The sequence below is a fragment of the Rubritalea sp. genome (assembly GCF_051252225.1).
GTDB lineage: Bacteria > Verrucomicrobiota > Verrucomicrobiia > Verrucomicrobiales > Akkermansiaceae > Rubritalea.
The window spans coordinates 59,081-82,287 of record NZ_JBPOGE010000007.1 but is presented as its reverse complement, the minus strand read 5'-3'; the positions used below and the strand labels follow the sequence as shown (position 1 = coordinate 82,287).

The window sequence follows — 23,207 nt, the reverse complement described above, 5'->3', positions numbered from 1 at the left end:
AGGGTAGGAAACTTTAGTTTTTACTACCGTTCTTGCCCTTACGACCATTATCATCGGTACCGCCCTTACCGAGTACGGCATTGACGTTAGCTGCATTCACTTGAACGAGTTCAGCATACCTAACTAATTCCATGACGCCATAGTCCATACGAGGATTACGCACAAGTTCTCCGTTAGGGGTCATCCAGAAAGACTCTAAACCACGAATACCTCTAGGGAAGCGCTTCAGAGTCCTTCTTACATCCTTAGCGGAGAAAGATGGAAAAGTAATATCATTAACGACTTCGAACTTGGCTATAGATTTAGTTCCAGAAGTAGTGGTCTTGGAAGCGCTTAGCACTGTGCCTGCTGGCAAAACGATATTAGCAGCCCCAGATGGCAACTGCATGCTTGCACCAGGTGAAACCTCGAATTCTTCACCATCGACAGTATACTTCACTGGGACTCCATCTACTGGCACCTCCACTGAAATCCCAGCGGATTTAATAGCCTCTTCAGCAGAAGAGGCTTCTTGCGCAGAGACATGAGTTGGCATCATCAGGCCGAGGCTGGCCATGGCTGAAAAAGCGCTTATCGCGCTAAGCTGAAATATGGATCTTGTTTTCATAGTGGTGGTTTATTGGGGGTAGCGAAGGAAAGCTCCTGCTCATAGGTAAAGAAAGCACCCTACCTTTGCAACTCGAAAACTCTCCTAACTCACTTATTTCACTAAATAGTGGACATTAAAAAGCGTAACTCGCAGTAAGATCAAAGATGAAATTCCCGAAATCACGAGAATCCGTTTCGGAGTCGTTTGCTGAATAACGGAGACCAGAACCAACTGTGAAGCCGTTATCCATGATGTAGTTCCCACGTAAGAAGAGATTTATGTAATCACCATCAAGATCACCAACACCTGCAGAAGAGGTGGCAAAGTAGTTATCATACTCATAACTCAGCCCCGTAAGAACGCTAATGCGTGTTGTCGCAGCATAAACCGCTGACAAGTTCAAGCCGGTAGCTGAGTAGTCTTGACCTGCATCAGAGTACGAAGCACGGATATTATGATAAAGTAACCCAGTCAAAGTCGTCTTCCCTGTGAGCTGGTGACGCGCACCAAACTCAAAGGTGGGTGACACTCTAGTATCGAGATTCCCGCCTTCAAATTCGCGAAACTCCACACCGAGATAGCCAATAAGAGTCGTCTTCCCAAAGGCCTGGTAATTACCTCTCGCGCCGAATGAAAGCGCATTCTGATCTGGGTTCTCAGCCCCCTCAACAGCAGTGTACTCATAGCCGATATATGGGCCTACATCAAACTTGCCAGTCACCTGATACTGCCATGAAAGACGCGCATTGTAGCGCTCACGATCAAACAAGCGATCACTTTCAAATTCATCTGCAAGCGCTCCTATATCGAAATCAAAACGTGACTTACCTGAGTACTGATGAGAGATACTCAAATCACCTGTATACGAGCTCTTCGCAATGGATCCAGAAGCAAAGCGGTCTGCTCCATCAGTATTTTGATACCCAAGCCCTACATCCACGGTTGTTTTCGCAAATACATGCCTATACCCAGCATCCAAAAACTGGTCGACACTGTCTTGGTCTGAATTGTCCGCATATAAGTTGAAACGCGGTGTATAACTTAAGTTCCACTGATTCTCTGCATTCCGGCTATTTGCCAGCTCAAGGGGCACACTCACACGGAAGATGAAATCTTCTACTTCATCAGTCTCGGTAAGAAAAATATTATTATTATATTGGGCACTCGTCCTCACTCCAAAGGAGAAATACTCAAACATTTGTGACGCCAAAGTATCATCTGAAAGCCCTTCGTCGCCAAAAGCATCAAGTGACGCAGCATCAAGCGCAGCTTCACTGAACGTGCCGTAGGTTCCAGTAAGATCTTGCGCTGTCGCGCTTCCGACTAAAGCTACAACTCCTAGCGCAGTTAGCACTTGGGAGCTGAGGGGTTTTTTAAACTGCGTAGTATTCATATTAGGGGTGCGGTCTGCATTAGTAGAAAAAGCAGTTAGAGAAAAAATGTCAAGAGCCAAACAACCATTTGAATCCATCCCGTGTTGCCTCATTGAAGAGGACACCAAAAAAATATTGATTCCGCTCCGAATAGCTCCCGTTGCCTCATAAATGAGGACACTCTAGCCCAATCATGGCTATGAGTGAAAAAAGCATTGAAGAATAGACGATAAAAATGCGGGAGCGATATACCCGCATGACTGGTCGCAGAGCCAAAACTAAATTGCTAGACGAGCTCGTGGAGGTGACTGGCTGGGAGCGAAAGCATGCCAATAAAGTGATCCTTGGACAGAATAGAAAGTCAGGAACAAAAGGCCAGCGAGGAGCCCCAGCACAATATAATGGAGCCGCCATAGAAGCTCTAAAAAGCTGCTGGCTCGTCATGAATCAGCCATGTGGCAAACGCATGAAAGACATGTTACTCATTTGGGTTCCCTATCTTGAAGTGTCAGACGAAGTTCAGCAGCAATTAAAGACGATCAGTGCGGCTAGCATCGATCGATCATTGAAGAATTTTAAGGTGACAGCTGGCAAAAAAGTGAGACCACCAAAACCAGCCTCAGGAGTCAAAATCCTGGTCGAAGTTCGGGCGGAAAGCTGGTCCACTTGTGAGCCTGAATGGACTGAAGTTGATACGGTGGCTCATTGCGGAGGAGACATGAGCGGCAGCTTTGTTTGGACGCTTACCAGCGTTGATGCAGCAAGCGGCTGGACCGAGCTCCGAGCTATATGGAATAGGGGTCAGCACGCCTCGCTGGAAGGTTTGGAATCTATTTATGAGAGCCAACCCTTTAAATTATTGGGAGTAGATAGCGATAACGGAGGCGAGTTTTTAAATTACTTTGTCTACGATTGGTTAAAGAAAAAGGACATTCACCAGACAAGGTCACGTCCCTATTTTTAAAAAATCAGGCTTATGTGGAGCAGAAGAACTACACGCATGTTAGAGGATTGCTTGGCTATGATCGTCTTCACCATTAAGAGCAGCTTACTGAGCTTAACGAGTTACTTAAACTATGGAGCCTCTGTAAGAACCTATATTGCGTTACAATGAAACAGGAGAGCAGAGTACGCGAAGGCTCAAAGCATGTCCGTCGGCACGGCAAGACGAGCCTCACTCCAGCTCAGCGACTGCTAATGAGCGGGAAACTATCTGAAGAGCATAGCTGCTACACATTGAGCACCAACTATCGGCGAATGATCCATTTAAAATGAGAGCAGAAATCCGAAAAAAAGAAGACGCCTTTTGGAGGGAACGAGAGCAACTCATCAAGCAGGAGTGAAACGAATCGCTTACCTCGGAAGGCCGTTCTCCACTACGCTCCGCCCAGACTTCCTAGGCAACAATTAACCCAAAAACAAAGAAGAGTAGAGTGCCCTAATTATGAGGCAATGCTATCGAGACTGATCAAGAGCTTGGGTGTGCTCTATTCATGAAGCAACAGGCATCCCCAAGCAATTGTGTGAAGGCAGTAAGAGGACTCTCTATCCCTAGTCTACTCAACAGACTTTTCTCTCTTGATTCTTAGACCCTAAGCCTCCAGCCTTTCACGGTATGCCCCTGCGCTCTATTCTCATAGCCATAACCCTACTCCCTCTCGCCATCGGACCGTGGTGGCTTGGATCGTACTACGGTGAATACCGCTGGCCGTTGATATACGCTACATGGATCGCAGTCGCGGCTAGCTTTTTACTTAAAGGTGAGAAACCAGACCGCGCGCCACTAAGCAGATGGACATCGCTTTTCCTCGTCAGCCTACTCGCCAGCCAAGGCCTCTGGATGCTTCACAACGCTTGGGGCCATTTCATCCAAAATGAAATTATCGGCACTCGGCATTATTTTTGGGAAATTATCGAACTCGACAGCCAGCCCTCGCCCTTGCTCCCCGGAACAGTCGACAAGCGAGAAGCCTGGGATCGACTCAGCTATATCATCCCAGGGCTTTGCTATTTTTTAGCACTCCGACGCTGTATCGCGAATCGCGCACTCAAACTCTCCACCCTCTGTGGCACCCTTTTCTGGACAGGCGTGAGCATTGCACTCCTTGGGCTTGCTCAACGGTTCACTGAGGCCGAGGGCTTCTTCTGGAACAAGGAGCTTTTCGACACACAGCGCGTCCTCTTTTTCGCCACTTTCCGCAGCCCTGGAATAGCCTCTTGCTATCTCAATCTCTGTCTCTCCGTCGGGCTCAGCCATCTACTCGCCATCACCCACGAACTTAGTAAAAATAAACACGCCACGCCCACCAGACCACTCTGTATAGGTATCGGCATCATCGGCATCACCGCCGCAGCGATGAGTGCCGGCTCCAAAGCAGGTGCCATTTTTACGGCAGCGACTTTATTCCTCTGGCTCATCACTAATTTCCGAGCAATCTGGCGACTGATCAAACAATCTAGCTCTCTCCTACCCAGCGGCAGCCCGCACGAACGTAACATTCTCGCTGGCGCCTTGCTCGGCGCCATGGTGCTCACCACTTTAAGCTTTGGTGGACTGGTCTCCCAACGATGGGAACAAGCAGAGGAATCAAATTTCAACACACTCACTCAACGTCACCTAGCCAATCACAGCATGATAGAGATGCTCGAAACCAAGCACCCACGCTTCCCCAAATGGGAGGCACTAGGCTACGGCCCGGGCTCTTTCATGCCCCTCTTTCCTTTTTTTACTCTAGACAAAGGTGACTCACTGAAATCCAAGTGGGTCTATGCCCACAACGACCACCTTGAAACACTCATCGAATGGGGCTGGCTAGGAACCACTTTCTGGATCCTGCTCATTGGCGGGTCAGGCTTCCTCCTACTCTACGAAATCCTAGCAAAAAACAAAGCCCACACACACGCCCACCTCTTTTATTTCAATGGAGCCGCTATTGGCATGTTCATCTTCCTCCTCCATGCCACTGTCGACTTCCCTTTCCAAATCGAATCCATCGCCATCAGCTTCGCCGCCGTCATGAGCATCGGCTGGGCAGCCACGAGCTTGAGACGCAAAAGTAAAGTTAGGTATAGATCGCAGCCAGCCGATTGCTGAACGAACTGAAAAAGGTAGGGCTAAAGGCCAAGCTTATTTTTGGCGAATGGGTATTCCACGATTATTGTAGCCGTTGGCACCTCTGCGCACTCAGTGAGCCCGCACTACCTCATTTCATAATATCCAGCGTTTAAATCTAATCTACAGACACTTAGACAGAAATGGACTTAACCCTTCTCTGCAGCTTGCTACAACACCCGCTCCAGCAAACGTATCCGCTCCGCAAGCTCTCGCTTCATTGCACGAAGTTCCTCCTGCGCCTCACGAGGTGGCCGCGCCATACCAAACAGTTCCTGTGCCTTCTTGAAATACACCAATGCTTGCGCACCCTCACGCTCCAGCCACAATGAGTCCCCGCGTTGATAGCAATAAAGTCCATACTTCCAGTAAAGATACAACCAACGCCGTTGGCTCACGCCATTTTCTAGTACAAATTCGTACGACTCTTCAGCCTTTGCATACTCGTCGCTCGCAGCGAGAAAGCTAGCCTCAGTTAAGCGTAAATTCGGAGACATCGGATAAAGAGCTGCTGCCCGCAGATAGTGCTCTCCCGATTGTTTGTAATCCACGAGATTAGCCGACTTCTCAAACAGCGACCCATACATCTCGCCCAAGCGCCACTCTCTTTTAAAATTCGGAGCTCGCTCGTTTACAGCCGCTAACGCCGCAGCCTGCTCGCGCAGCTCTGGCTCCCAATCGCTCAACTCCATGGTCTCGTTGAATCGGCTGTACACCTTAAACGCTGGCAACTCTTTCCAGCCAAAATACATAGCGTAGGCAGAACTCGTCAATACTGACAGCAGCACCGGTATGACTAATAGCCAGCGCCCCAACCCAGCTTCAAACTTTAGTCTCCGCCAACCCAACGCACACACCACCACTATGGTCAGTAAGTTCGCCGGAATATGCGCCGGAAATGAAAATAAACAATGCACACAAAAGGCCACAAAGGCTGCAAATACCGCCATTCCCCACACCACGTCCTCACGCTTAAGCAACGAAAAAACCAGCACCCCACCATAAGAAAGAATCAAGCTAAACAAGAGAATGAACCCTGCTAGCCCATAATCACAGAGCACCTGAAAGTACTCATTATGCGCATAGTTCAGTGTTCCAAGTGCATACCCACCGCGACGCGACTGCAAGGAAACACTCCGCCACTCCACCGAATGTGCTCCCAAACCAAATGCAGGCGCTTCCATAAACTGATCTACAGCCAACGCACTAAAATCTTTCCGCCCACTGTCCTGAGTCTGCCCCTCATGCGCCGTCCAACCTCGGCTCGCATCCAGCCGACCAAATTGAGAATACCCCGCAGATACCACCACGATTACTAACAGCAATAAGCCTCCTGCTGCTAAAGGCTTCTTCAGCTTTCTCGAATTCCATAAATGGATCGCGTAGAAAACAAAAAACACCGCCATGCCCGCCGCGGCACTCACAAAAGCCCCGCGCGATGCACACATCCCCAACAACACCAAATTCCCCACCACCACAATGCCCGCTACAATGCGCGTCATTAGTCCCACCGATTTACCAAACAGCATTCCTAAGCAGCTCAGCGCTGCCACAGCTGCGAAGTTCCCGAAATAGTTATAATGGGTGAACACTCCTGTCCCCACCACATTCCCCTCAGTCCGCTCCACAAACAAACACCAGCTTTGGTCAACATTCAGCTGATACCAACTCGCTGCGACGTTACAGCCTAACATGACAAGCATCACAGCTAGCCACACCCGCTTCACTATCGCCGGTTGCCTTCCCGCAATGGTCGATACCCCAAACCACAGCAAGAGCGCCGAAAGAATGAGAATCAAGTCAGTCTGCCCATAGAGCGCCACCGGCGACTCCCACGCGCGCCAGGCAAAGCACCCCGCAGCGATAACTACCAAAGCATCAAACCAGCCCAATGCCACACGTTCCAAGAAGAACCAAACCAAAGCCCACAATACTCCCGCCAGTGCAAGTACTAGCACGTAGGGAGCCATCGCCTCCGGCCGGTCCCAAGTCGCCAGCAGAACGCAAAGGAGATACCCTAGAATGAGCACTAGCCCCTGAAACACCGAGATGGTCTTTTTCATCAATCCACTCAAAATAGACTCTCCTAGCTCGCCCCCTTGGAGAACAACACCGCTGGTATGGTTTTACAGATAATCTTCAAATCCAGCCACAATGACCAATTATCAATATACTCTAGGTCCATTTTTACCCAGTCATCGAAACTAGTAATCGTATTCCTCCCACCTGCCTGCCAAGTGCAGGTAATCCCAGGCTTTACGCTCAGACGGCGACGATGCGCTGATTGCTCGAATTCCTTCACCTCGTAAACGGGAAGTGGCCGCGGCCCGACCACACTCATATCGCCCATCAACACATTAATAAACTGCGGCAACTCATCGATACTCCATTTCCGCAAAAATCGCGCAAAAGGAAACACCCGAGGATCGTCCTCAAGCTTAAACACTGGACCAGTCATTTGATTGCCCATCTGCTCCTTCACTTTCGCCAATTTCTCCTCAGCATCCAAGCACATAGTGCGGAACTTCCACATCTTAAACTCCTTACCGTACTTGCCAGCGCGTCGTTGTCTAAAAAACACAGGGCCAGGATTCGATAACATAATCCCCACAGCCGCGAGCAACCAAAGCGGCGAACTAGCAACGATAACCGCCAATGCAAAACAACGGTCTAACAAGGACTTCGCCAGTAATGCCCATGACAACTCAGGAGTCGAACGTAACACCAACATCGGCTTGTCGCCCAGAGTATCAAACGCCGGACGAGAAATCTGCGCGCTTACAAAATTAGCGGCCACCCAAACCTCTAGCCCCTGCACCTCAGAAATGCTCACAGCCTCGCCCACTTTATCGAACAATACATGGCGCGGAGAAACAATCACCCGCTGGGCTGACGCTTCCACGATCACATCCGCAAGCTCGCTCACCTCCCGGCCGTTCAAATCAAAATGAGCACAGATCTCGAGATAATCGGTCACAGACGACGGCAACTCGGCCTCAAATTCGGCTAAATCTTCCAAGGCACCGACCAAAATAGCGCGCTCCCGATCAGCCCCTTTCTTCACCCTTCGGCGCAACACATTGCGCACCCACACAAAGCGCCAAAACACAAAGTTCAGAGCAAAGAACCCACCAAACACCAGCACCAAACGCGATGACGGGTCTAACTTAAATGCCAAGACACAGCCCCCAACCACAGCCCCTAACACAGCTGCGGTCTGGATGACTTTCCATAGCGCAGCCGATGCCTTTAAATTTAGCGTATTCTTATAAAAACCAAACAACTCGAGCGTCAAGGGCGTGAACGGAACTACAATGAACAACAACCACGCAATCGGGTTCAAACCAAGGCCCGAGTATTGCTGGTCAATCACATTCCACCGAACCGCTGAAGCAATCGCAAATCCTGCCCACACCAAAAAGGCGTCTAACAACTGTAGAGCCTGAAGCGAAAATTCTTCTTTTTTACGTGATCCGAACAATAGAGTGAGGAGTGAGGAGTGAGGAGTGAGGAGTGAGGAGTGAGGAGTGAGGAGTGAGGAGTGACCTAGGCAACCCAAGCCGCATGTCAATGTCTAACAAACACTACAGTAACTTCAACTTAAACCGCAACGCTGCTGCTATTCCACATCTTCCAGGCTAAATCGCTCAACATTCCACTGCTTAAGGTGTGACTACTTGTGGTAACAATTCACGCATAAAACCCTCCATTATTTCAGCGCTTTGTTTCTCATCAAAGACCTGTTCATCTGGGATACGGAAACCTTGATCTCGGTATACCGAAGTCACCGGCACGCTGAAAGTAGCGTAAGCCCATTGTTGATCGTAGCCCTTAAACAATCGTGCCTCGATATCTGCAAAGGTCCTGTCGTAATGGCCTGAAACAATTTTTTCTGCGCCAAAGAAAGTGTAGTACTGTATCCGCTTATCGTAGACTGGTTCACCAAACTTATTTTTAGGTGGCTCCACCCCGTTATGCTTCACACGCGGCCGTACACAGACAATCTCACGGACCTGGAGCCCGCTACCATCAGCAAAGACATTCGGAATCACAATCGAGCGCTCTCTTTCAAAATTCCAGCCCTGCGCTCTCAAACAAATCTCGGGCCGATGGAGGCTATTGTTGATATCTTTCCCAGAAAAAACCAGCGAAACCTCCACGCCTGAGAACCCTTTGTCATAGGTGTCAGTATAATAGCGGCGAGCAAACTCGGTATCCGCGGCAAGAATTTTCAACTCAGCTGCACTGACTTCGCGTTTTTCGCTCGTCCATGAGCCCACCGAAGCTGGTAGATCCTTGCTCAGGCGAGAGGACACCATTTCCTTTTGCTTCGGTAGTATCCAGATCGCTGAAAAACCTAGAGAAAGAACACCCAGCAATATCCATAAACGTTTTGTAACACCATTCATCACTTAAGCTTTTTGAGTAACTTTCACCTTCTTCTTAAACCTCTTCGGATTGAGCACCCGATCTAAAACAAACAACCCAGCCAATGCGGCTGGGAAGAACAATAGTAGTCCTGAAAAATCGTGGTAGGCATTCGCAGCAAAATCCTCAAAGCCTAACTCAGCCAACACCAGAATCGTAAAGACTCGGCAAAAATTTCCAAATAGGGCCAATGGCAATGCCGAAGCAAACACCACGACCTTCTTCCAAAGCTCTTTCTGCGTGTAATACGCGTAAATGGCTGCAATCATCACCAGCGCCATTAGTGAGCGCACCCCACTACAACCTTCTGCAATATTGAAGTCCCACTTATTGGTCGCCGAATGAATGTTGTTCCCCGTGTTGATTAAATCCATCCCAACACCAGTCCCCGCATAATAACAAGCCTGCGTCACGAACACCTGCAGATGGTTCGTCATCTGATTCAGGCCCGGGACAGGTATCGCAAACCACCAGAAAAACGCAGGAAACAAGAGATACCGCCCCTTCTTCCAGCCCAACAAATAAATCGAAGACCCTGCAATCAAAAATGGCAAGCCAATCAACGCCAATCGCGGCTGAATTGTCCGTGCAGACGCTAAAAAAAGCAGCAGCCCAAACAACACAATAATAAGACCGAACCAGCCACTCGACTTCTCCTCTAACTTAATCGGCTTCACCGCCGAATAACAAAAAGCCATGAACAAGAACGGCACCGCATAACCGTGCAGTAAGTCATTAGTTTCATTCCAAGACAAAACCATCCATGAAATCAAATTACTTCCACGACCTTCTAAATTGGTACTTATATCGTGCACACCAAAATAATAGCCGAGCACTAGACCGATTAAAATAATTGGAACGTACCCACTCGGTGTGATGGCTCTATTATTTGCGTTCATGTCTTCACAATCCCCAAGGTTCTAAGTTTGTAAATATTTTTCATATACGGATCAGCGACACACCTCTAGAAAAGCGGCTTCCATCTTACGTAAAAAGCATGCCTTTGTATAATTTTGAAGATATCTTTCCCTTCCGGAAAACCCCATTTTCTCTCTTAATTCAGGATCGTTTTTCAACTTTAAAATAGCTTCTGCCAACAGTTCTGGAGATTTAGGGTCGCATAAAATCGCTGTTTTTTGGTCACTTACCACACTTGCAACACCCCTCCACTTTGTTGCTACCACCGCTAAGCTATTCGCCATAGCTTCCACGAGAACCATTCCAAAAGTTTCTGTAGGATGATGTGACGCGAATAGAAAGATGTCTGCATCCGCATATTCTTTCCACTTACTATCTCCATGTAATGGCCCTGTAAAAATAATTTGCTCCCTAAGAGATTGCTGGACGAGAAGAGCATGGACTCTCCCTCTAAATTCCTCGCTCACCCAGTCACCTACAAATACGAATTCAAACAACACATTAGCATCCCTCAATACAGCAGCAGTCTTGATTACCTCAAGCACCCCTTTCTCTTCGCATAATAAACCCACAGAAAGAATTCGGAACAACTTAGCCTCTCTAGATCGCGGGAGAACATGCACATCAACCCCATTCATAATGACAACATTTTTCTTAGCTTTAAAATAAGCACCCGATGGAGAACCAATTCTATTAACATCAATCGACAAATCAGCCCCACGGTAGACGAAGCGAGCCACCCTCCCAATTATTGGCAGTGCCTCAATATACTCATCCAGTCCCCCAGCGTGAAAGTGGAATATAGTTTTAGGGAATAGCCACCTAACAGACAATAAGTACACCAGATCACGGATGACTGGAACCAAACTAGGGCTTGCTGGCAAGTAATAAAGACAAATAGGCTTTCTAGTGGTTACGAACAACCACGTTTTTAAAATTAGACTAAAAAGATGCCCTATTTTTTTAAGCTTAAAAACTCCAATATCTTCAGCCTTATCACTATACACCATCCGCAACCTTTCAACGTCAAGATCAGCCCAATCATGCTCAAAAAGTATTTGAGTAACTATCGACTGGCCATGGAAAGGTGGGGGGGTTTGCCCCACTATCAATATTTCACATCGTTTATGCATTAAGTACGTAGCCTTTCCTCATTGGGGGAAATGGAATGAATTGATAAACTAATTAGGATGAACAGAAAAATATTTGCAGGAAACTGGAATATATAAGTACCTGCAATAATTGACACCAATAGTGACAAAACCGCGCCAACCACCGTCGTTACATACTTTCGATCAGTAACACTCAACCTGAACATACTGCGATGAAGTGACCTCAAAAACACAACAGCCGAAATCAACAATATGAAAGTGGGAATATATCCCCATTTGAATAAAAATCTACTTATCATGTCATGCGAGAACGCTGGATCATCATACCTATATTCAGACGCGTATGGCTCATGATCCACACCAAATGGTTGCCAATTATCAGGATTCTTCACATTAGAAAATCCTAGAAACCTATCATATAAAGTTGTTACTCTATATGCTTGGGTACTCTCACCATAGTCTCCACTAATCATAGATTGCCACCCATGTAGATTATTTAAAAACCAGTCAGAAAAAACCACCAATGATATCAATAAAAAAATACCGAAAACATACATTATTATCGTCGTCCATTTATATCTAATGAGTAAAACTATAAGGGGGTAAATCATCAATGTAATCCAGCCTGCACGAGTAAAAGTCATGACACAAGATAGACTGAACAACCCAATCAAAAGAACACCTACCAATGTATTTATTGCTTTATACCTTAAGCATATACACATAATCATGGCGCAAGCCGACATTACGATTGTAAGGGAACTAGCTGAATTCAATGTTGAAAAAGGTCGGATATCAACATCTGCTAACTGACGAGATTCTATCGATAAGCCAGTAGCTAAATAGTCTAATTCAAAACCGGCTAAGCCGTATACTCTTTGCCAAACCCCATAGATTGCAACGGGAATAAACACATATGCTGCGAATTTTGCATACCTCACTAGCGATTCATTTTCTCTGAAAATTATAGGTAACACATAAATTAAATATATAAACACTCCGTAGTCAGCAACCCCTCTCAAAGATTTCATCCCCCCATCCCCCATAGCTGCATTTAGAGCCACTAAACATAATATAAACGTACAAAAACAAAATCTAATATTATCATACTTACTATTCGATGAGTGAAGAACCCCTGATATTAGACAGTGTGAGGTAATACCCGCTAAAACCATAGGACTCATTGCTAGCACATAAACAAGATCCAATTCAGATAGTGAGGACCCTAAGATCAAAAATCTTTTCAAGAGGTCGCTATATGCTGCAAGAAATACAAGTAAGTAGACTGCAGACTTTGGAACGAGTAAACCGACGAGAAGAAAAACAAATGAAAGAATCAGCGCTAAAGCTCCCACCTCATTACCACCACTGGACAATACAACGGTTATTACAATTATAGCAAACAATAATGCAACAGTATAAATAAATATTGATTGTATATTATTTTTCATAAACATCTAAATCTAAATTTCTGTCGAAAGCGTCCGTGTAAGTTGATTTTGCAATATTATATATTTTGGAAGTACTCAATTTATTAATTTTTTCGAGATACGCAAAGTGTTTGTAAATATCAAAAAATATATGAGTCGTAGGTCCATATTTTTCTCTTGGCAGGTAAAAATCGGAGGCTTCTTTATTATAAAAATGTTCATTTTTGAAATATTGCTTATTATCGACATCCACATAATAGGTTTTAAAGTATGAATTATCATATCCACAAAGATAAATTTCATCGTACCCAATATCCATCGCTAATGATATGGAATAAAAAGCTGTCCTATCATAAAAACCTATAGGCTTATTAACATCACTAACATTAGAGCTATACACATTAGAGCACATACAACATGGTATAGAATTTAAAAACTTAGTTCTATGATAGTATTGGTATGGGACAAGTACATCAACACTCTTATCATTCATCGCTTGAATATCTAGTTCCGATTGCTTTGAATACTTGGGATCATCTTTTTCTCGGTAGTGTGACGGGTCAACAAATACACCGAAGCTAGGCTTCAAATCATGATCAAACATCACCTTAGATGCAAAAGAATTTACGGTTATAAGATCATATTCACCTGATTCTACTAAACATTTTATTTTCCTGAAGTCTAAATCCGCAAGTGAGGGGCCATTTGCAAAAACAAAAACTTTACGTGCCCGAGTCTTACGAAACTCTGAAATACGCTCACGCCCCAAACGCCGCAATCCTCTGTATTTCAATGTGTAAAGAAAACACCTAACTGCAGTTATTAGTTTACAGAGAACCAAGCGAGAAAGAGTCGTTGGCTCTTCGCGAAAAATATTTTTTACACGTCTCTTAACATCCTGAAAATCCATCACTTATTACTTATGAGTTTGCGACCTAACAACCACAGCCCCGCAACACAAATGAGAACAGCACAAAATAACAATGATTGCTGCACTAAACTACCAACAACAGCAAACTCGCACACTACATACATCGATACACCACAAACGAGCATTGCTGCAAATGGGATATAAACTCGTTCAATCAAATCACTTTTATACACTACACAAAAAATAAGGAGAATCATGTTCATTGCGAAAAAACCCACCACATTGGACCAAGCTGCTCCAGATAAACCATATTGAGGAATCAAAAACACGCAACTCGCTATATTGATCGCCAAGCCTATCGTGGCAAATACTGGGAGCCAGGCATTTTTCTTTAAATAATTGATGTATGTCGCCTGTGAGACAAAAACACCATTGAAGTAGATTGCTAACGCAAAGATAGGTAGTAAATCCCCACTTCCCACGTACTCTTTATCAACGATGACTGGATAAACGTAGGGAGCTAGCTGCACAAAAACGAGGGCAACTATCACGAAAAAAATCATTTTCGTCCACTGCACATCTGAAGCCTCCCCCTCCTTACTAGCAGACTTTAAATCAAGATATCGTGGCATCCACGATCTCGTCGTTGAACTATAGATGAAATTTGCGCCCATTGCCACGGTCTTCGCCGCTGAAAAAAGACCTACATCTTCCATTTTCATGTAATGTTCTAATATGAGTCTGTCTGAATACATCATCGCTCCCATAGCGAAGCCATAAGGAATCAAAGGAAGTCCATAACGCAAAGAAACTCTCAACTCTATTGGATCTACCCTAGGCTTAAGGTACATAGAAAAGTCCAATAGCTTAAATACTACAAAGACACTAACAAGCCCCCCTAGGCATTTTGCGGTAAGCCTACCCATCGACTGCTGATTAAAAACCAACAACAATATGAAGGTTGCTAAAGTAGCTACAGAAAATGCTGATATTTGAATCATACATGAGTTCCTGTGCTTTTCTTGAGCTGTTAACAACTGCCCTCCAATGTCTCTAGGAGGATTCGATATTAATAATATCATCACTGGTGCGAGGTGCCAAAAATTAACTCCAGCTATTGAATCAATCACCTCGAACCAGAACAGTCCACATATGAATAAAACAACAACAAAACCAGCGCATAGCTGCACCCAAAATGAAGCGCTAAATAAGCTGATGAATTTACTTTCGTCATCTTTATATTCATAAAAATACCGAGCTACAGAAGCCCCCAACCCTAATGTCACAAATGGAGTGAGTAGTAATGAAACTGCTGTAGCTGTACTTAAAACGCCAAATTCTGTGGGTGACAAAACACGTGTCAGTAGCGGTAACAAGATCAAACTAACCCCACTCGTAAGCACTCCGACTATCGAGTACCAGAATGTACCTTTTATTACTCTTTTCAGCTGCATAAACTAATATATTTCCTCACATATAGTAGCATTATAAAGTAGCGACTTTCACTAATTCCCAGATAGCTGAGTAGCTTTCAGGTATCATGCGGTGATCTAATAACTCTACTGATCGATAAAATTCACCTTCTTTAGACGATGATCGAGAGCGCCAAGAGTTTCCTTTTACCCCTAGCCCCATAATAGTCGCTTCGTTCATCGATTCAGCCTGTTCTATCCCTAGAAATCCGCAAAGCGATCTCTGTACACTTTCTCTATCTTCTATTAGATCATTAAAACTCACCAATGCCACCTGCTCCGGGTAATGTAACCTCAGATAGAGCATATCAATCACTTTGTGGTACCAGTGCTCCCAGGCCACCTGGACCATCTCTTTGGTAATATCTACATCCCCATGCTTAGACTTGATCTGAGAAATAGCATAAGAATCAAAGGGTCTAAGGCTAGTAAGGATTTTCGCATTTGGCATTGTTTGGCAAATCCACAATAACTGAGTACGCATGGCTCCATGCACCATATAGCCATCGTATTTCGACTGATTCTGCTGAGGAACCAATTTCATTAAAGCTCTGAGGTAAATACAAAATACTTCATTATACGTCTTCGCCTTTATAATCTGCTCCAGGTTCTCTGATAGGTTTTGATAGTAACTTTCAAAATCTACATCAACTACTCGCCCTTCAAAATCTACTACCGATGAAACCTTGGCATCTCCTATTCCTGAATACCCGACAGTTCCTTCACACCCACTATCAGCCAGCTCTTTCATCCTTCTCCACTTACTCCCAGCACCATTTGATGCTACTTCCATCATATTTTCTACAGCATCCGCAGATCTTAATGATTCAACATAATGCTTTATATCATAATTACATCGCGTAAAACTGAACATATGAAAGCCGTCTTCACCCGGTACGACTGGCAACTCAGGATGCCCATCGAGCATCGACATTAAAAGGTGGTTGCCCATTCTAGATGGGCTAGATACAATCAATAGTCTCGATAAATTCTGGTTTTTAACGAGATCAAAAAATGGATGCTTTGGGATCCTACATTCATGGTAAAATGTTAAATAGTCAGCATATTGCTTTTTAGCTTCTTCAAACATCGAGATTATTCACTTTTTTACACTTAAGAGCACTTAATCAAAGACGCACTACTTGGAAGGCATAAGATCGATTTCTCTATGCTCTCAGACACATCCGTCTTTGATCTAGGGCAATCTTTATATATCTCCAATTGATGCATTGGCCTCCATAATGGTCGAGCCATAAAACCATGATCATTACATAATGAGAGTAAACTATCGCGATCTTTCCTTGAGGCATTAACCAGTTCCACAGCATTAAGCCAATAATTACTCTTGCAGCCCAGAGGCTCGTCCACCCATCGAAAAGAAGCGGCATTCTCTATAGCTGCCTTATAGCGAGAGGCCAACTTTCTCTTGCTCTCCAAAAAGTCGGGCATCTGCTCTAATTGAGCAACCCCCATTGCTGCATTTAAATTTGGCATGCGGTAATTGAACGCCTTTTGATCATGCACAAATTCCCATGGATGGGGCACCTTCGCAGTTGTAGTCAAATGTTTCGCTCTATCTGCCAAATCATTATCATTGGTCAATATTGCACCACCTCCACCAGTTGTGATAATTTTGTTACCATTAAAACTAATAGCTGAAGCTATACCAAAATTACCAGTATGTTTTCCTTTATAATAACTTCCCAATGATTCGGCAGCATCCTCCACTACAGCCAAAGAAAACAATTCAGCTACCTCCATTAGGCGATCCATTCGAATTGCGTGACCTAAAGTATGCATCGGCAAAATAGCTGTAATTCGCCTTCCTGTATTCTTATTATAAAGACCATCAACTTTCTTCACTGATACATTTTTTAAGTACTCGTATAAGCTATCTGGATCCAAGCCCAAGGTTGCTCGCTCTACATCCACGAAATGCGGTATAGCACCAGCCATACCCACAGCATTTGCTGTCGCAACAAAGGTTAATGATGGCATGAGCACCTCATCATTGGGTTTCACTCCCGCTAGTATTAGACATACATGCAAAGCTGCAGTTCCATTCACTACCGCCACAGCTCGCTCAACTCCACAATATGCTGCTAAATCCTCCTCAAATTGATCCACATACTTGCCAACGCTAGACACCCAGCCACTCTTGATACAATCAGCTACTAACTCAGCCTCAGCCCCCCTGAAACAGGGCTCATGCAGGGGGATGACACCATGCTGTGCTCCCAATACATTCGTTAAAACACCAATTAATTCTTCACTAGGATTCATTTACATTTTTTGATCAAGGTTTTTGTCCGCCTCTCGATGCTCCAGCTCAGGAACTGCCGTTTGTACATACTTTAGTAGTTCCTCTTTTCCCCACGTCCCAGAGGCTCTAGCGGCACGGATGAGCCTCACAGCATCTATGACCGATTCATCACTATGGTACTTTGGAGAAAGTACGATCCCGACATTCTTAAAACGCTCAAGTTCTACCGGCTCCTCTGGATCATTGAATTCTTCATAAAGCTTTTCTCCAGAGGTATCTGACGTTGAAAAATTGCAAGCCCATCGCCTATCTCCCTCTGATCTAGAGCGCATAAATGCTAAAGCTTGCTGCTCTTCATTAAACTCGATCGGCTCATAGCCAGACGCCTGTAAAAATAGTCTAGCGATTTCCGCAAAGGTTTTCATGTCCCTCTCTGGGTCAAATTTAGGAAAAAATATCTCTCTATTCTCTCCCGTAAAACATGCCAAGAGACACAACTGACCGGCTTCCTGCTCAGTAATGAAATACCGACGAACATCACTCGGAGCTGATAGTGGCTGTTTCTTTGCTAAGCGGTTTTCAAAGCTTTGCAGCAAACTCCCATCAGAAAATGCAACATTAGCAAATCGTGCACTCGTAAAACCAAGCACATCAGCACGATGAAGGAAAACTCTCTCCATTAAAGCCTTAGATGCCCCCATTAAATTTGCAGGCCTTACTGACTTATCTGAAGACACGCTAAAGACTCGGCGTAAACTGGTCATATCGCTCAACCAATCCAATAGATCGTTATTTGAAAGCACATTTACCTGGAGTAGCCTCATTAAAGTAAAAGGATCACGCTCAGCTCTAACATGCTTTAATGCTGAAAAATTCAGAACGTATTCATATGCATGACTGGCCAGTAATGCTTGCATCTCCGTACTTCCAAAATCGATTGAAAACGTCTTAAAATCCTTAGGTAATTGGTATGCTCCTGCCCGAAGATCCCTCACAACCTCTACTAAATTGTTTTCAGATATATCAAGAAGGTGAAGTGCTTTGAACGAATAACGAGTCAGCTCACGAACAAATGCTGAACCAATAGAACCTGCAGCGCCAATAACTAAGACTCTGGCATCGAATAACTGCTCTTGAATTTGATCAGAAGATCTCTCGAGATCATCCTTCAAAAATGATTCCGACCTACCCAAAATAGACTTTAACAGTTTTTGCTTATCTTTAGACATCCTCTAATTTATCTTAATATTCTTTCTCATAATATTTAAATGGTCTCCCACCTAGCCATGATCCTTCTGAGCCTTCTCGTAATCAGCCATTTGCCCTATATCTATCCAGTACTCAGCAATTGGATAAGCTACAACAGACCCACCACTACGTATGACTTCTTCGATAAGATCTGTCATATCATAACGCACCCCCTTAGGAATCATTCCGTGCGCTTTTTCAGACACTACATACACCCCGGCATTTACCAAAAAATCTAAAACTGGCTTTTCCTCTATAGAGGTAACTTGCTCCCCCGACACACGCATCACTCCATAGGGAACAGTCATATCATACTGCCTAACACCCACAGTCACAGAGGCTTTATGATCATGATGGAAATCTAACAATGCCCGCCAACCAACTTTAGTTAGGATGTCGCCATTGGTCACGACTAGAGGACGGTCGACACTAGGAACTAAACTTAACGCACCTGCTGTCCCATTCGGCTCATTTTCCTGTAAGTAGCGTATATTAACATTAAATTTCGAACCATCTTCAAAATACTCTTCGATGACACGCCTTTTATAATAGGTTGATAGATAAATATCCTTAATGCCAGATTGCTTAAACCTTTCCACAATATGCTCTAACAACGGTCTCCCATTCACAGGTAGCATCGGCTTCGGCATATGATCAGTAAGTGGCCGAAGCCGCGTACCAAATCCACCAGCCATAATTACACCGTAGGCATAAGTCTCGACACACGATGGAGCTGCCTCTGAATCGTCAACTAAGCAACTCAAACGTATCGTATTCCTTCCCATTAATTCTTCGCTAAACACAATATCTAACAAATAATCACTCTTGTCCACGACTGGAAGCTGTGTGATTTGATTATCTCGCATAATAGCAATACATTCATCATCACTCACATCAGGTGATACCACTATTGGGTCGTGTATCCCTCGCAAGTCCTTACTTTGCATCAAGCTGAGCACATTATCCTCAAGCTTTACCCCGTCAAGCAAACCTCTCCTTAAATCCCCATCAGTTAGTGTAGTAATCAACGTCCTATTATCAGCCACCAAAGCGATACCTCGAGCATTGAGCCCGATCAGCTCCATCAGCTCTCGGACTGTATGATTTGGAGTAATCATGTATCTTGATATATTCAGATTATCCATTTCTCTATTCTACAATTCTATACTTAAGAATACGACTGCCATAGGTTTTCTCTAGCTCAGGATAGTCTACAACCCAGCGATCAATCAATTGCTTGTACACACTCGCCTGATGAACACATTTGCCAATCCAAAAATTGTGCTTTCTAGACGCCATTGACATTTTAAATTTAAAAAGGCTATCACTCTCTGCCACCGATCGACCACCGCCCAAGTGAAATTCCTTTAAGCCCATCGTGCGCGCTTTCTGAGCTGCTGCGTCAAGAATCAGATTAGTTGCACCTGGCGCCTTATGTGCGCTATTTTTCACCGACAAATGATAATGAAGAATGTGCCCTCCATAAATAAAGAGAGAAGCAGCTAACCACACACCCTCTGACCGTGCCGCCATGAGCCAGCCTTGCCGTTTGACCATTTCCTTTAACCTCTTAAAATAAATATCATTAAAAGAATAAAACGCCTCGGCTCCCATCTTTTGCATCCCTTCGAGATAGAGGTGTACAAAGCTATCAAAATACTGATCCACGTCCAACTCATCCACTTGAATACCTTCTCTCTGAGCTCGTCGCACCATATAGCGACCATCCCTAGAGTACTCAGTCGTCGCGCAATTTCTTAAATCCATGGAAACCGTTTGGCGATCTTCAAATATCTGCATATCACCAGCATTCCAACGATCATTGCCTATCAGTGGATGAAATGCACAGAATTCTGCGACTACAAACTCACTCGTACACCAATCCTCAAATGCACGCCGAGCGGAATCAATAAAACCACTATCATCAGTACTACACAATGGACCACCATAGCCATAGGCACTTTCAATATCACACCCCTTTACACCATAAATCAGAGGAATGGGCCGTTGAATAAATGGATAAATATAACTCTGCCCATCATCTTCATAATAAAATAGACGCCCTTTGTCGCCGTTTGACAAAACATGCAACTGTAACCACTCAGGGGTAAAGTAAACATCCACCGTACTACCTAACTGAGACCTCCACTTATCGGCATCACGGAAGCAGTCATAAATTTCAATCATAGTGGCCATAACAGTCTACAAATTTTTTACGTAATAGTTTCGTACCAAGATCAACTGAAACTAATACATCTAGTATCTTCTGAATAGCAGTCCCATCACCATAAGGGTTAGCCACTCCCTTCAACGTATCCTTAAAACCTTTCGATAAAGCTAACTTCAAAGCACTCGAAATATCATTCGCTTTGCAAGTTTTCACATCGATCACATTTCTGGCGCGCAGGCGCCCATCTTGACGACCTCCCACATTCACCACTGGCAGCCCAAAACTTGGAGCCTCCCATAGCCCACTAGAAGAATTACCCAGCATCGCTGAGCCATACTTTAATACACTATAGTATCGAATTTGACCTAATGAAGAAACCAATACAGCATTCGAGTGACTATCACAAAAATCACGTAAAGCCTCCAAGATCAATGCACTTCCAGGGTCGGCATTAGGATAGGTAAATACGAAGTTCGCATTGATCCTCCTAGCCCCCTCCAAAAGGGCCCTTACATCCTCAATGGCACCGCCACCCAATGTCTCAGGATGGTATGTCACAACTACTACCGGATCTGTAAAGTCAACTCCAAGCTCCTCACTAAGCTCCTCCTTACTTAGATAATCCATACCTAAAATACCGTCCAAAGCTGGTTCACCAGTCACCGTGACACGCCAAGGCTCCTCTCCCATCCCCATAATACGCTGAGCGTGTAATGGGTTAGTTGGGAAATGGAGGTGACTCAGTTTCGTGACAGCATGACGGATAGAATCGTCTATAGCCCCCTCAGTAATTTCACCTCCTGCGATGTGAGCTATAGGTATTCCTAAACACACCGCAGCGGTAGCCAATGGCAGTAATTCAGCTCGATCACCATTGATCAAAATAATAGCAGGTTGATGGCGTACTAACGCTTCGGTCACCCCTATCAGCTCTCGACCCAACGCTTTGGAGAATTCTTCTCTAGTCGACTTTCCATCAAACATCTCTACCTCTGCCGCAATAGGTATTCCATCCTCTTCAATTTCTGATTTTGTAAATCCATCTGATTGACTTAAGTGACTACCACTAACAATTAAGCACAACTCAAGATCTGCATGAGCCTCAAGCGCTCTCACCAACCCACGAAAACTACCATATTCGGCGCGTGATGAAGTAAAAACTGTAATTTTTCGCACCTTAGACATTACCTCGCACTTTCAAAACTATTCTCTAAAATTAGCGAATTTTTACCAATCTTTGAAGTAGTAACTTTTCCTATAATAGCCTCAAGATGCTCAGCTCCTATCCCCTTGCCTGAACCACGCTTTAATGCAATATCACCCATACGTATTACCTCGCCAGCTAAAATATCTCGCGCCGCTACCACTTCCTTTCGTACCACTTTTCGTGTAGCTAACTCACTAGATGATGGCCGTTTTATTCCATCCCCGATACCACTTTCTATTTTACGGATGCCTCTCACCAGATCTGCAAACTCATCAGGCTCCGACGAACATAGATGATCAGGTCCATCCATTGATCTATCTAAGGTTAGATGTTTCTCAATGACTTGTGCTCCCATTGCCACAGCAGCAAAACACATTTCACTACCCATTGTATGATCCGAGTAACCAATAGGACACTCAAAATGTTCACGCATCGTCTGCATTGCGCGTAAATTACACTCTGCTGGATCCGCTGGATAATTCGACACACAGTGTAAGAGGCAAATATCTCGCTGACCTGACGCCTCAATCACCGATACAGCACGCTCCACCTCTGCTAATGTAGCCATTCCTGTTGATACAATCATGGGCAATCTCTCTTTAGCTAAAAAGTCCAAAAACGGTAAGTTCGTGAGTTCTCCACTTCCCACTTTGATCAGCCCCATTCCACGATCAATTAAGAAACGTGCACTCACCTCCTCATCCGGTGTTGATAAAAAATGTATCCCCATCAACTCCGCAAATTCTTGTAATTCTGAAAATTGATCGTGAGTCAATTCCAGCGATTTCAAGAGATCAAATTGGCTCTTAGACCCCGTATTAACCTCTTGATAATCAGCGCTCAAAGACTCCTCGGTAACTATTAATTCAGTCACCCATGTCTGAAATTTCACCACATCAGCACCAGCGTTCTTAGCTGCTATGATCAGTTCCTTAGCTAACTCGATATCGCCATTATGATTTACTCCCGCTTCTGCAATAATCAGGCACTTTCCTTTAGAAAACTCTAACATAA

Annotated in this window: 19 protein-coding genes; 2 read left to right on the top strand and 17 right to left on the bottom strand. The window is 44.7% G+C overall.

Annotation, left to right across the window (positions count from 1 at the left end; genetic code table 11):
* Positions 1-13: 13 nt before the first annotated feature.
* Positions 14-607, bottom strand: coding sequence for a hypothetical protein (locus ACSHX2_RS08670; protein ID WP_435692538.1), 594 nt, complete (start codon positions 605-607; stop codon positions 14-16).
* A 115-nt stretch (positions 608-722) separates the two neighbouring features.
* On the bottom strand, positions 723-1,982 hold the full coding sequence (locus tag ACSHX2_RS08665; RefSeq protein ID WP_435692537.1) for a hypothetical protein: 1,260 nt from the start codon (positions 1,980-1,982) through the stop codon (positions 723-725).
* Positions 1,983-2,197: 215 nt separating this feature from the next.
* Between ACSHX2_RS08665 and ACSHX2_RS08660 the strand changes: the two genes are divergently transcribed.
* Positions 2,198-2,926 carry an integrase catalytic domain-containing protein gene (locus ACSHX2_RS08660; protein WP_435692536.1) on the top strand — a complete coding sequence of 243 codons (729 nt, stop codon included), beginning with the start codon at positions 2,198-2,200 and terminating at the stop codon, positions 2,924-2,926.
* Between the two features lie 651 nt (positions 2,927-3,577).
* Positions 3,578-5,056, top strand: a complete 1,479-nt coding sequence (locus ACSHX2_RS08655) for an O-antigen ligase family protein (protein WP_435692535.1) — start codon at positions 3,578-3,580, stop codon at positions 5,054-5,056.
* Between the two features lie 188 nt (positions 5,057-5,244).
* Here ACSHX2_RS08655 and ACSHX2_RS08650 read toward each other — a convergent pair whose 3' ends face one another.
* The 15 genes from ACSHX2_RS08650 to neuB form a co-directional block, all read right to left on the bottom strand.
* Positions 5,245-7,137, bottom strand: coding sequence for an O-antigen ligase family protein (locus tag ACSHX2_RS08650; RefSeq protein ID WP_435692534.1), 1,893 nt, complete (start codon positions 7,135-7,137; stop codon positions 5,245-5,247).
* A 23-nt stretch (positions 7,138-7,160) separates the two neighbouring features.
* Positions 7,161-8,645 (bottom strand): sugar transferase, encoded by a 1,485-nt coding sequence (locus ACSHX2_RS08645; protein ID WP_435692533.1) that lies wholly within the window; start codon positions 8,643-8,645, stop codon positions 7,161-7,163.
* A 91-nt stretch (positions 8,646-8,736) separates the two neighbouring features.
* Positions 8,737-9,483 carry an exosortase-associated EpsI family protein gene (locus tag ACSHX2_RS08640; protein WP_435692532.1) on the bottom strand — a complete coding sequence of 249 codons (747 nt, stop codon included), beginning with the start codon at positions 9,481-9,483 and terminating at the stop codon, positions 8,737-8,739.
* A gap of 3 nt (positions 9,484-9,486) precedes the next feature.
* Complete coding sequence (locus tag ACSHX2_RS08635; protein ID WP_435692531.1) at positions 9,487-10,401, bottom strand: exosortase/archaeosortase family protein; 915 nt, start codon at positions 10,399-10,401, stop codon at positions 9,487-9,489.
* Between the two features lie 51 nt (positions 10,402-10,452).
* Entirely contained in the window at positions 10,453-11,553 is a 1,101-nt protein-coding gene (locus ACSHX2_RS08630) for a glycosyltransferase family 4 protein (protein ID WP_435692530.1), read from the bottom strand.
* Positions 11,553-12,983 (bottom strand): hypothetical protein, encoded by a 1,431-nt coding sequence (locus ACSHX2_RS08625; protein WP_435692529.1) that lies wholly within the window; start codon positions 12,981-12,983, stop codon positions 11,553-11,555. Before ACSHX2_RS08625 ends, ACSHX2_RS08630 begins: the two co-directional genes overlap by 1 nt.
* Entirely contained in the window at positions 12,973-13,872 is a 900-nt protein-coding gene (locus ACSHX2_RS08620; RefSeq protein ID WP_435692667.1) for a 6-hydroxymethylpterin diphosphokinase MptE-like protein, read from the bottom strand. Before ACSHX2_RS08620 ends, ACSHX2_RS08625 begins: the two co-directional genes overlap by 11 nt.
* Complete coding sequence (locus ACSHX2_RS08615) at positions 13,872-15,287, bottom strand: lipopolysaccharide biosynthesis protein (RefSeq protein WP_435692527.1); 1,416 nt, start codon at positions 15,285-15,287, stop codon at positions 13,872-13,874. The genes ACSHX2_RS08620 and ACSHX2_RS08615 overlap by 1 nt, the downstream gene beginning before the upstream one ends.
* 31 nt (positions 15,288-15,318) lie before the next feature.
* On the bottom strand, positions 15,319-16,395 hold the full coding sequence (locus tag ACSHX2_RS08610; protein ID WP_435692525.1) for a sulfotransferase: 1,077 nt from the start codon (positions 16,393-16,395) through the stop codon (positions 15,319-15,321).
* Between the two features lie 23 nt (positions 16,396-16,418).
* The gene (locus ACSHX2_RS08605; RefSeq protein ID WP_435692523.1) at positions 16,419-17,588 is read right to left on the bottom strand and encodes a LegC family aminotransferase; all 1,170 of its coding nucleotides are present in this window, start codon (positions 17,586-17,588) and stop codon (positions 16,419-16,421) included.
* Entirely contained in the window at positions 17,589-18,797 is a 1,209-nt protein-coding gene (locus ACSHX2_RS08600; protein WP_435692522.1) for a polysaccharide biosynthesis protein, read from the bottom strand.
* A 51-nt stretch (positions 18,798-18,848) separates the two neighbouring features.
* Entirely contained in the window at positions 18,849-19,934 is a 1,086-nt protein-coding gene (locus tag ACSHX2_RS08595) for a nucleotidyltransferase family protein (protein WP_435692520.1), read from the bottom strand.
* A gap of 31 nt (positions 19,935-19,965) precedes the next feature.
* Positions 19,966-21,012, bottom strand: a complete 1,047-nt coding sequence (locus ACSHX2_RS08590) for a GNAT family N-acetyltransferase (protein ID WP_435692518.1) — start codon at positions 21,010-21,012, stop codon at positions 19,966-19,968.
* A complete protein-coding gene (gene neuC, locus ACSHX2_RS08585; RefSeq protein ID WP_435692517.1) occupies positions 20,996-22,171 on the bottom strand; it encodes a UDP-N-acetylglucosamine 2-epimerase in 1,176 nt (391 codons plus the stop codon). The genes ACSHX2_RS08590 and neuC overlap by 17 nt, the downstream gene beginning before the upstream one ends.
* Positions 22,171-23,205: an N-acetylneuraminate synthase gene (neuB, locus tag ACSHX2_RS08580; protein WP_435692515.1), complete on the bottom strand. Its 1,035-nt coding sequence runs from the start codon at positions 23,203-23,205 to the stop codon at positions 22,171-22,173. Before neuB ends, neuC begins: the two co-directional genes overlap by 1 nt.
* Between the last annotated feature and the right edge of the window lie 2 nt (positions 23,206-23,207).